This window comes from Paenibacillus sp. SER-28, from assembly GCF_052906305.1.
Genome location: NZ_JBRECM010000006.1, coordinates 274,738 through 286,616 on the forward strand (window position 1 = coordinate 274,738; position 11,879 = coordinate 286,616).

The following is an 11,879-nucleotide window of genomic DNA, read 5'->3' on the forward strand; positions in this document are numbered from 1 at the left end:
AATGAAAGTTGAGTATAAAATCGAAGTAAAATGGAGGAATGGAAGATGAGCCAGTTAACGGAAGAAACATGGGTGGCGGACATCGTGAAAGCAGTACCCAAAACGGGAGATCTGTTCCGCAAACTGAGAATTGATTTCTGCTGTGGAGGGAAAATATCGCTCCGTGAAGCAGCAGCCAATCGAGGCCTCCACGCTGGTGAACTGCTGACGCAGATACATGAAGTGGAAGAAAAGCAGGCACAGCATAAGCAAATGCAACCTCCTTCACTCGAACCAAAAGAACTAATCGCCTATATTCAAAATGAGTATCATACGAAGCTTCGGGAAGAACTATCGGCCTTAACGCCGTATGTAACCAAACTAACGCGGGTTCACGGTGAACGTTATTCGCATCTCAAGCGAGTTAATGAATTGTTCACCTTGCTTAAACAGGAATTATCGGAACATATTCAAAATGAGGAGGACCTTGTGTTTCCGATGATTGAAGCATTTTTACAAGAATCAACAGTGGAACGAGCAGATGAGTTGAATCTAATTTTGTCCAAGTTGCAAGACGAGCATCAAACGGTGGTGGAGTTCCTGAAGGAAATGCGCTTGATCACAAACGGCTTTGAGCCGATGCAGGAAGCTTGTGGTACGCACCGACTCGTATTGAAGCGGTTAGAAGACCTGGAAGCAGATATTTTTAATCATATTCTTCTTGAAAATTGTACACTGATCGAACGTACGAGACAGGCACAGCTAATAGCGAAACCGATTAATTGATGATGAACTAACATGAGGAGCCGAACCAAATGCATAAATTAATTAAAAGTAGCACTGTTTTCGTTTTGGTTATGTCCATCATTTTATTATTATCAGGATGCGGTACGAAACAACAACTAGATTCAAATGTTAGCAGTTCGGATCAGAACGGATCTTCCAGCCAGACATCTTCGAAAACGGCTGAAACTATTGAGCTTACCATATCCGCAGCAGCAAGTTTAACGGATGCGCTCAAAGAAATTCAGCATTCATACGAATCAACCCATACAGGCATTAAATTGAATTTTAACTTCGGCGGCTCTGGTGCGTTGGAAAAACAAATTGAGCAAGGAGCGCCGTCGGATTTGTTTCTGTCCGCTTCGACCAAAAACATGAAGCCCCTTGTTGATCAGCAGTTAATAGATACGAAAAAACAAAAAACGTGGCTGACGAACGAATTGGTCGCGGTTAGCCCTGCAGATGGGACGATGAACATCGCGAGTGTAACCGATTTAACAAAAAAAGAAGTGAAGAAAGTTGCAATCGGAATTCCTGAAAGTGTTCCAGCGGGTAACTACGCACAGGAAGCGCTGACGAAAGCGAAGCTTTGGGACACGTTACAGAGCAAGCTGGTTCAAGCGAAAGACGTTAGACAAGTGCTGCAATATGTGGAAACTGGGAATGCAGATGTCGGATTTGTATATAAAACAGATGCATTGACTTCACAAAAGGCAAAAATCGCCTTTGAGGTGAATCCCAAAACCTATTCACCTGTTGAGTATCCAATCGGGATTGTCAAAGCTACAAAGCACATTCAAGAAGCCGAAGACTTTTATGCATACTTACAATCGCAAGAATCTCTGAATATTATGGATAAGTATGGATTTAACATACCGAAGTGAGCATGCAAGATATAGATTGGAATGAATATTGGCCTCCTATCCGATTATCGTTGCAGGTTGCACTGTTATCTAGCGTTCTCGTAATCATATTAGGCTTGCTTGTGGCATGGTCAATGTCGCGGTTGGGATTATTTAAAGGGAAAACGGTTGTTGAAACCGTGCTTATGCTGCCTTTGGTACTCCCACCGACGGTTGTTGGTTTTTTACTGCTCATATTACTTGGACGAAAAAGCGGGTTCGGACGGTTTGTGGAGCAATGGTTTGGCGAGCCTATTATATTCTCGTGGTGGGCAGGGGTTATAGCAGCGGTGGTAGTAGCTTTTCCTCTAGTCTATCGGACGCTGAGAATGGGATTGTCTTCTGTTGACCGGGACTTGGAAAACGCGGGACGTTCGATGGGTGCAAGTGAATGGCAGGTTTTTCGATACATCACCTTCCCTTTAATTTTCCCTTCTTTTAAAGCTGCCTTCATACTCGGTTTTGCCCGTGGCCTGGGCGAATTTGGTGCTACGCTGATGATTGCCGGAAATATTCCGGGTAAAACTCAAACGATTCCGACGGCCATTTATATTGCAGTGGATGCTGGTCATCTTCCTATGGCGTGGGCATGGACATGCTCTATCATACTCATTTCTTTTATCATGCTCCTGTTAACGGGTCAAAAGAACAATTAATTACTTCATACAAGCTTCCCTTTAGCAGGGGAGGCTTTTTTGTATCTTTCCATAGAACGAGGGATTTCCTGTAGCGCTATAGGACATTCCCTAATGGGAACAGAGATGAATGAATTACATAATGAGAGTAAGCGAATGAGTCTTCCCTTGGAACTTGCGTTGGGATGATTCTTTCTAAAAAGGAGTGTTGGTCATCGATGAAAAAGAAATACAACCTCAACTTTTTTAAACCGATCGAAAGCTATTCGGGAAATTGGTCAATCCTTGAGGAAAAAAATAGAGAATGGGAAAACGTGTACCGTCAGCGTTGGTCTCACGACAAAGTGGTTCGGACGACTCACGGAGTGAACTGCACCGGTTCCTGTAGTTGGAAGGTTTTTGTCAAAAACGGCATCATTACCTGGGAAAATCAACAGATCGATTATCCTTCCTGCGGTGTAGATATGCCAGAATTTGAACCGCGGGGATGCCCGCGTGGGGCTACATTTTCCTGGTATGAATACAGTCCATTACGCGTGAAATATCCCTATATGCGCGGTAAGCTGTTGCGGCTTTGGCAGGCGGCTATCCAGGAGCATGCCAATCCGGTGGAAGCATGGGCAAGCATTGTGGAAGATCCGGAGAAAGCCAAGCTCTACAAATCAGCTCGCGGAAAAGGCGGTCATGTCCGTGTCACTTGGGATGATGTCCTGCGTCTGATCTCGGCGCAACTCATCTATACCATTCGGAAATACGGTCCCGACCGGATCGCGGGCTTTACGCCAATCCCGGCGATGTCAATGATAAGCTACGCTTCAGGAGCCCGATTCATTTCGCTACTGGGTGGGCAGATGTTGAGTTTTTATGACTGGTATGCCGATCTTCCTCCTTCATCTCCTCAAATTTGGGGTGAGCAGACGGATGTACCGGAATCTTCTGATTGGTACAATGCGGGTTACCTGATTATGTGGGGATCGAACGTACCGCTTACCCGGACGCCAGACGCTCATTTTATGACGGAAGTACGATATAAGGGAACAAAAGTCGTATCAGTGGCTCCCGACTTGGCGGAGAATGTGAAGTTCGCTGACAACTGGCTTGCCCCAAATCCGGGTACAGATGCTGCCGTAGCCCAGGCTATGACGCATGTTATTTTGGATGAGTTTTACAAAGAGCGCCAAGAACCGATGTTCATTAACTATGCCAAACAATATACGGATATGCCGTTTATGATTCTGCTTGATCCACACGAGGGAGCCTGGAAAGGTGGACGCTTTCTACGGGCGAGTGACCTGGGGGATGCTTCGCCGCATGCGGACTGGAAGCCGGTCATATATGACGAAGCGGCGGGGGAAATGCTGGTCCCGAACGGTACGATGGGACAGCGCTGGGAGCAGGATAAGAAATGGAACCTGATTCTGGAACGGGAAGATGGAACAAAGGTTGAGCCCGCGCTCACTGTGGAAGGTCATGGCGAGCAATGGGAAGAAATCGTATTCCCTTACTTTGATAACGCCGGTAATGGAACGTTCAAACGTGTAATTCCGGCCAAAAAAGTACGCTTGGCAGATGGCTCGGAACGTTACGTAGCAACTGTGTACGATTTGATGATGAGCCAGTATGGTGTCGCACGCAATGACAGCCCTCATAACGCCAAAAATTATTACGACGAAGCTTCGCATTATACCCCTGCCTGGCAGGAGAAGATCACAGGTGTGAAGGCGTCTGTTGTGGTACAGATTGCTCGGGAATTTGCCCAGAATGCTATCGATACCAAAGGGCGCTCCATGATTATTATGGGTGCGGGTATCAACCACTGGTTCAATAGTGACACGATCTATCGGTCCATCTTGAATCTTGTCGTGTTGACTGCTTCCCAAGGTGTAAACGGTGGAGGCTGGGCGCATTATGTGGGTCAAGAAAAGCTCCGCCCAATCGAAGGCTGGTCAACGATTGCTTTTGCAAAAGACTGGCAAGGGGCGGCTCGGCAGCAAAATGCTACATCGTTTTTCTACTTTGCAACAGAGCAGTGGCGTTACGAAGAAAGTGGAACAGACACCTTGAAGTCACCGATTGGCGGGGATGTCAGTTACAGACATCCAGCAGACTACAACGTGCTCGCAGCACGTCTGGGTTGGCTGCCTTCTTATCCACAGTTTAATAAAAACAGTCTGCTGTTCGCCGAAGAGGCTGCACAATTAGGCAAGAAGTCGAACGAGGACATCATCAATCATTCTGTGGAAGAGATTAAATCACGTAAGACACGCTTCGCTGTAGAAGATCCTGGGGCAGCCGAGAACTTCCCGCGTTCACTCTTTGTTTGGCGGTCAAATCTGATTTCCAGTTCGGCGAAGGGACAAGAGTATTTCATGAAACATTTACTCGGAGCATCTGATGCCCTGCTTGCCCGGCCGAACGAAGAACAGAAACCTGAGGAAATTGTCTGGAGAGAAGATGTAGAAGGAAAGCTTGATTTGATGGTTGCACTTGATTTCCGGATGACAACAACTCCATTGTACGCGGACATCGTGCTTCCGGCGGCAACCTGGTACGAAAAAACAGACTTGTCGTCAACAGACATGCATCCTTTCGTGCATCCGTTTAATCCGGCTGTTAACCCTCTGTGGGAATCCCGCGCGGACTGGGATATTTACCGCCAGCTTTCCGAAGTCTTTTCGGATATGGCAAAAGAGCACCTGCCAGGCATATATAAAGATCTTGTGACTGCGCCGCTTGCACACGATAGTATAGGCGAAATTTCACAGCCGATGGGTCTTGTAAAGGATTGGACGAAGGGCGAGATTGAAGCGACTCCGGGTAAAACCATGCCGAATTTCAGCATCATCGAACGCGATTATACTAAAATTCACGATAAATTTATCTCACTCGGTCCGAATTTGACTAGTGGGAAAGCAGGTGCGCATGGCGTCAGCTTCTCCGTAGCGGACGAATATGAGGAAATGAAAAAGTTGAACGGAGTTTATTACGATGAATCCATTAAAGACGGGCTGCCCAAAATCCAGACAGCTCGCCAAGTAGCCAATGCAATTCTTCACCTTTCATCCGCGACTAATGGACGGGTGTCGCAAAAGGCTTATGAGCAGGCAGAAGAGCTTCACGGTGTGGAACTCAAAGATATCTCGGCCGATCGGGCAGCGGAAAGGATCACTTTCCAAAGTATAACGGCGCAGCCACGGGAAGTTATACCGACACCAGTATTCACTGGATCGAACAAGAAGGGACGCCGCTATTCACCATTTACAACGAATATTGAACGACTCGTTCCGTTTCGTACTTTGACGGGAAGACAGCATTTCTATATTGATCATGAGATTTTCCAACAATTTGGGGAATCATTGCCGATCTACAAACCGACGCTGCCGCCAATGGTGTTCGGCCCTCGCGATCGGGAAATAAAAGGCGGGCAAGATTCACTCGTGCTCCGTTATCTGACACCACACGGTAAATGGAATATTCACTCCACCTACCAGGATAACCAGCACATGCTTACACTGTTTCGCGGAGGTCCTACGGTGTGGATCAACAACGAAGACGCAGAGGCACACGATCTTGCCGACAATGACTGGGTAGAGGTATACAACCGTAACGGCGTCGTAACCGCTCGGACCGTTGTCAGCCACCGGATGCCAAGAGGAACGATGTTCATGTACCATGCTCAGGATAAGCACATTCAAGTGCCAGGCTCCGAAATCACGGATACACGCGGCGGTAGTCATAACGCACCTACAAGAATTCATCTCAAACCAACCCAGATGGTCGGTGGATATGCTCAGCTTAGTTATGGATTCAACTATTATGGTCCGATCGGCAACCAGCGTGATGTGTACGTTGCGGTACGTAAAATGAAGGAGGTTAACTGGCTTGAAGATTAAAGCTCAAATTGCCATGGTCATGAACCTGGATAAGTGTATTGGCTGTCATACGTGTAGCGTGACCTGTAAAACAACTTGGACGAACCGCAAAGGTGCGGAATATATGTGGTTTAACAATGTGGAAACCAAACCGGGTATCGGTTATCCGAAGCGCTGGGAAGATCAGGAATTATATAAAGGGGGCTGGCAGCTCCGCAAAGGGAAACTGGAACTGAAGTCAGGCAACAAGCTGTCCAAGATAGCACTGGGTAAGATTTTTTACAATCCAGACATGCCGGAAATGAAAGATTATTATGAGCCCTGGACTTATAATTACGAGCAACTGACCAACGCTGGCGAACAGAAGCATTCACCTGTGGCACGCGCGCATTCTGCGGTAACGGGTGAAAAAATGGATTTGGAGTGGGGTCCAAACTGGGAAGATGACCTGGCGGGTGCGCATGTAACCGGTCCGCTTGATCCAAATATTCAGAAAATCGAAGAAGAGATTAAATTTAACTTTGAGAAGTCTTTCATGGTTTATCTCCCACGGCTTTGCGAACATTGCCTAAATCCAAGCTGTGTCGCGTCCTGTCCTTCGGGCGCCATGTACAAACGGGACGAGGACGGAATCGTGCTCGTGGATCAGGAAGCCTGCCGTGGCTGGCGGTATTGCATGACGGGCTGCCCATACAAAAAAGTGTACTTTAACTGGCAGACGAACAAAGCGGAAAAGTGTACCTTCTGTTTCCCACGTGTGGAAGCTGGCCTGCCGACAGTCTGCTCCGAGACATGTACAGGACGAATTCGCTACCTCGGCGTTATGCTGTATGACGCGGATCGAGTGCTTGAGGCCGCTTCTACGCAGGATGAGAAAGAGCTTTATAAAGCGCAATGCGACCTGTTCATGGATCCAAGTGATCCGGCAGTGATTGCTCAAGCGAGAAAAGACGGTATCTCGGAGGACTGGATTGAAGCAGCGCAGAACTCGCCGGTCTACAAGCTTGCTATTGAGCACAAGCTGGCATTCCCGCTTCATCCGGAATACCGCACATTACCTATGGTCTGGTATGTGCCACCACTTAGTCCGATCATGAATTACTTTGAAGGGAAAGACTCGATTGAGAATCCCGATATGATCTTTCCGGCTATCGAAGAGATGCGCACCCCTATTCAGTACCTTGCCAATATGCTGACAGCGGGCGACACGCAAACTGTGAAGGAATCCTTGCAGCGAATGGCTATGATGCGCTCCTATATGCGTGCCCAGTCCACAGGACAATCTTTCGATGAAAGCCGTCTTGAGCGCATCGGCATGACACCGCGGCAGACGGAGCAGATGTATCGACTTCTGGCGATTGCCAAGTATGAGGATCGTTTCGTCATTCCGACATCGCATAAAGAAGGATATTCGAATCCGTACCGGGCTCAAGGATCTGCTGGTTACGGCGATACCATGGGAAACATGGGTTCTGGCTCTGGATGTGATGGCTGTAGTATGGCAAGTTCGATGGGGATGGAAGAGCCTTTGAAAACGGGCAAAGAAATGTATGAAGAAAACTTCTACGGGGGTATTTGGCGTGATTAATGTAGCGAAGTTGTATGAATGCAAGCCATCATTCGGGTTTTTCGCTCAGCAACTCATGTACCCAGAAAAGCTGGATTTTCATCCGGCTTTTCTGGAAGCATCGTTTGATCCGAACCATCCGGCATATACGTATGCGAACACCTACTGGTCCCTTATGCAAGAATTCAGTATGGAAGAGATTCAGGAAATGTATACGGAAACCTTTGATTTTCAAAAGAATTGTGCACTATATATGACTTACTTTAAATTCGAAGATGCAAAAGAACGGGGACAAATGTTGGTCAAGTTAAAGGTGCTATATGAGATGTACGGTCTTGAAATGCCAGATGGAGAGCTGCCAGATTACCTTCCGCTCATGTGTGAATTTCTGTATGCCGCCGAATGGGCGCAAGATCCGAAGACGACAGAAAACTTCCGCATGCCAATCGCGATCCTGGAAGACGGCACATATCATTTGCTTAAAGCACTGGAAAAAATGGAAAGCCCGTATTTTCATCTAGTGAAGGGACTGCGCGAAACGCTTAAAGCTTGCGTAGAACAGGAGGCGGCCGCGCAATGATGATGCTAGAGCAGTTTTTATGGGTCATTTTCCCTTATATGTGCGTGGTCGTCTTTATTGTAGGCCATATTTTCCGCTACAGAAACGACCAGTTCAATTGGACAGCGAAATCAAGTGAGTTTATTGAAAAAAAACAATTGATGATCGGAAGCCTCTTGTTCCACCTGGGTATCATCCCGGTTATTATGGGGCATGTGTCCGGTCTGGGCATACCGAAAACCTGGATGCATGCACTGGGTGTAAATGATCATCTGTATCATATTGGGGCAGTTTATATTGGTGGTATATTCGGAGCCATGACGTTCCTCGGTATGTTGATTCTCACCTCTCGCCGTTTTACAATACGCAATGTGCGCCGTTTAAGTACAGCGTCTGATTTGATCGTAAACGTATTGCTTTTGGCCATTGTATGCATGGGGATGTTTGCGACTCTCGTAACGAATGCGGTACAGCCAGAATTCGATTATCGAGAGACGATCTCAATCTGGTTCCGCGGTTTATTCATATTCCGTGTCGACCCGACACTGATGAGAGACGTACCGATGTCCTTCAAGCTTCATATCCTTATGGCCTTTGCGATTTTTGCATTCTGGCCGTTTACCCGGCTTGTACATGTGTGGAGTGTTCCGTTGAATTATGTGCGCAGAAGTTATATCCTTTACAGAAGACATAAATCGAATTAGGAAAGCGGGCTCTGCCTTCTTTCCTAATTCTATTAGGAGAGAGCGATGAATAATAGGATGGATTATCAAAGGGAGCTTGAGCGAATACGCGAACATTTCGGTTATGATTTCATGGCGCTTGCTCTGGTTGAACCGGCCGAATATCAATACGTAATTAAATGGAAAAATGCAGCCGGTAATTTAAATGATCGCTTTAAGCGAATTGTACTGCAATCCGGAAAGGGCATAGCAGGAGTCGTGTTCAAAACTGGGAAATCCGTTTTCATTCCATCTGTTCATCAATATGTGGGGGCAGACAACCTGTTTAACTACCCGATCGTTCAATCCGAGAAGCTCAAGAGTCTCGGGGCTGTTCCCCTATGGAATGATGCTCGCGTCGCGGGCGTACTGCTTGGTGGATTTCGGGAAGAACTGCTGATGACCGCAGCCATGATGCGTGATTTGGAAGCCTTGGCGCATAGGGGATTTGGAGAGTTGAACGGGAAGGAAGTGATGTAATTGACATTATCTGTAGGGACTGGCTCTTTGAATGCGCTAATGGTGAAGTTGTTTGAGAACAGTACAGAAGCCATTTTCTTTTTTGATGGGCAAGGGAACACCCTAGCTATGAACCCGGCAGCGGAGGAGATTGTGAGCGATGACGTCCTCATTCAACTCTATGAAGGGAAGGAAAAAGCTTTGTGTGGAACATGCAGGGGCTATACAAGCGAAACGGAGCCCCGTACCTGCCTTGATTGTTATTTTAATATGCCAGAATCCAAGGATTTCGCTTCTTTTCAGGTTTATCTGGAAACAAAGAGCAACGGAATGATCCCCTATGCCGCTTCTTTTCACACCATTGATTCTGAACATGGAACAAGGGTGTTGATGTTGAGGGACTTGACTCCGCAATTTCAGACGCAGGAAAAATTGTATCAAAACAAAATGATGAAGCATGTCATTGAAGCGCAGGAAAATGAGCGTAAACGGCTTTCCAGGGAACTGCACGACAGCGTCGCCCAGGAATTGATGAGTGCGGTTGTTGAGCTGCGGGTGTTAAAATACATGACGAATGATGAACAGCTCATCAAAAACATGAAGCAGACTGAAGCATCCATGACGCGATTGCTGGATGATATCCGCAACCTGTCTGTGGAACTACGCCCCGCCACACTTGATGATTTTGGGCTTGAAGCGGCATTTCGTTCCCACTTTAAGAGGGTTGAACAAAGCTTTGGTCTTGTCGTTGAATTTGTGTCGGATCTTCCCCAAAAGCGATATGGAAGTGAAAAGGAAACGGTCATTTACCGTGTCTGCCAGGAGGCTGTTCTCAATGCCTTGAAGTATGCCCAGGTAGATATGGTTAAAGTTTCTTTGTCTGAGCACGATCATACGCTTCGTTTGACTGTAGAGGACGATGGGGTTGGCTTTGAAAAGGGGAGTAATCCTATTGGAACGGGACTTGGTTTATATGGCATGCAGGAGAGAGCAGAACTGGTAGGTGGAAGTTTTGGCGTTCTTTCAAATGTTGGTCAAGGAACCAAAGTATTTTTAAAAATTCCGATTGGACATGAGGAGGAGTAAAGACGTGATCAAAATTGTGTTAGCGGATGACCATGCCATTGTACGAAGTGGATTTTCCATGATTTTGAACTTCCAATCGGATATGGAGGTTGTCGGAACGGCTGCGGATGGTATTGAAGCGTATACGATGGTAGCTAAATATCGTCCGGATATTCTGATCATGGACCTCAGCATGCCCCCAGGCGAGAGTGGATTGATCGCCACAGGCAAGATTAAAGAGGACCACCCTGATACTAAAATTCTGATTCTGACCATGCATGACGATGAAGAATATCTTTTTCATATTTTGAAGAATGGTGCTTCAGGGTATGTTTTGAAAAATGCTCCAGATGAGGAGCTATTACTTGCCATACGAACCATTCATGGGGGTGGGACTTATATCCATCCTAAAATGGCTACTTCTCTCGTTCGTGAGTTCATCAAAAAAGATACAACGTCACAATCAGAAGATCCTTATGAGATCCTGTCCAAGCGGGAACTGGAGATTCTGCCTCTGGTCGCAAAAGGTTACGGTAACAAGGAAGTTGCGGAAAAGCTGTTCATCTCTGTCAAGACGGTGGAAGCGAACAAAGCGAAGATCATGGAAAAATTGAATTTAAGAAGCCGGCCTGAACTGGTCCAATATGCATTAAAGAAAAAAATGCTGGATTTTTAGCCGATGAATGGAGGAAATCCGCGTGCTGGAAAATGAGAAATTGCGCTTTTCCAAACCTGCCATGCGTATTCTTGAAAATGAGCATCGATATCTAACATATCTGATGGATGAATGGCATGCCATTGTATTGTGGTTTGAGCAGCACAGAATACTAGATTTGGAAGAAAGCCGCAAGCAACTGGAAAAACTGAGAATGCAGATTATCGACTTTAGGGTACCCCTCAAGAAACATACCGAAAAGGAAGAAGAACACTTCTTTTCTATGCTAGGAACCTACATTGGTTTTGAGCAGGGACCGCTCGTCGGTATACAGGAGGAGCACCGTGAAATAGAGGGCTATATCGATCATTTTCTTCATCAGACGGAGGGCGATTTGAGTTTGCTCACGCTTGATGACATTCAAGAGGCAGCCAAGAACGCGGGAGAGGCCTTTGAAGTGCTGACTGTACATTTTATAAAAGAAGAAACTGTACTTTTTCCTATGGCAGAGCAACAGATCAATCGGAATGATCTAACCAAGTTATGTGACAAATTAAATACACTTATCTCTTAAAAAGACCAAGTCGCTTCTTATAGAAGCGGCTCAGATTGTCGAGAAACCCCGTCTTTTGAGACGTGGGTTTCTTTTTCTTTACATCATAAGGCTCTGGTCTCTGGAGA

Annotated in this window: 11 protein-coding genes; all 11 read left to right on the plus strand. The window is 46.5% G+C overall.

Annotation, left to right across the window (positions count from 1 at the left end; genetic code table 11):
* The first annotated feature begins 45 nt into the window (after positions 1–45).
* The 11 genes from ric (at position 46) to ACUYLD_RS16875 (ending at position 11,772) form a co-directional block, all read left to right on the plus strand.
* Positions 46–765, plus strand: a complete 720-nt coding sequence (ric, locus tag ACUYLD_RS16825) for an iron-sulfur cluster repair di-iron protein (RefSeq protein ID WP_069290101.1) — start codon at positions 46–48, stop codon at positions 763–765.
* A gap of 29 nt (positions 766–794) precedes the next feature.
* Positions 795–1,646, plus strand: coding sequence for a molybdate ABC transporter substrate-binding protein (modA, locus tag ACUYLD_RS16830; protein WP_446675562.1), 852 nt, complete (start codon positions 795–797; stop codon positions 1,644–1,646).
* Positions 1,643–2,320 carry a molybdate ABC transporter permease subunit gene (modB, locus tag ACUYLD_RS16835; protein ID WP_028542273.1) on the plus strand — a complete coding sequence of 226 codons (678 nt, stop codon included), beginning with the start codon at positions 1,643–1,645 and terminating at the stop codon, positions 2,318–2,320. The genes modA and modB overlap by 4 nt, the downstream gene beginning before the upstream one ends.
* Positions 2,321–2,517: 197 nt before the next feature.
* Complete coding sequence (locus tag ACUYLD_RS16840; protein ID WP_254350411.1) at positions 2,518–6,192, plus strand: nitrate reductase subunit alpha; 3,675 nt, start codon at positions 2,518–2,520, stop codon at positions 6,190–6,192.
* Positions 6,182–7,759 carry a nitrate reductase subunit beta gene (gene narH, locus ACUYLD_RS16845; RefSeq protein WP_028542275.1) on the plus strand — a complete coding sequence of 526 codons (1,578 nt, stop codon included), beginning with the start codon at positions 6,182–6,184 and terminating at the stop codon, positions 7,757–7,759. The genes ACUYLD_RS16840 and narH overlap by 11 nt, the downstream gene beginning before the upstream one ends.
* Positions 7,752–8,318: a nitrate reductase molybdenum cofactor assembly chaperone gene (gene narJ, locus ACUYLD_RS16850; RefSeq protein ID WP_039274409.1), complete on the plus strand. Its 567-nt coding sequence runs from the start codon at positions 7,752–7,754 to the stop codon at positions 8,316–8,318. The genes narH and narJ overlap by 8 nt, the downstream gene beginning before the upstream one ends.
* Positions 8,318–9,001, plus strand: coding sequence for a respiratory nitrate reductase subunit gamma (gene narI / locus ACUYLD_RS16855; RefSeq protein ID WP_081330765.1), 684 nt, complete (start codon positions 8,318–8,320; stop codon positions 8,999–9,001). Before narJ ends, narI begins: the two co-directional genes overlap by 1 nt.
* 45 nt (positions 9,002–9,046) lie before the next feature.
* A complete protein-coding gene (locus tag ACUYLD_RS16860) occupies positions 9,047–9,499 on the plus strand; it encodes a GAF domain-containing protein (RefSeq protein WP_029515512.1) in 453 nt (150 codons plus the stop codon).
* Entirely contained in the window at positions 9,500–10,564 is a 1,065-nt protein-coding gene (locus ACUYLD_RS16865) for a PAS domain-containing sensor histidine kinase (RefSeq protein ID WP_039274412.1), read from the plus strand.
* A 7-nt stretch (positions 10,565–10,571) separates the two neighbouring features.
* Positions 10,572–11,219 (plus strand): response regulator transcription factor, encoded by a 648-nt coding sequence (locus ACUYLD_RS16870; protein ID WP_023989699.1) that lies wholly within the window; start codon positions 10,572–10,574, stop codon positions 11,217–11,219.
* Positions 11,220–11,241: 22 nt separating this feature from the next.
* Positions 11,242–11,772: a hemerythrin domain-containing protein gene (locus ACUYLD_RS16875; protein WP_446675563.1), complete on the plus strand. Its 531-nt coding sequence runs from the start codon at positions 11,242–11,244 to the stop codon at positions 11,770–11,772.
* Positions 11,773–11,879 lie beyond the last annotated feature (107 nt).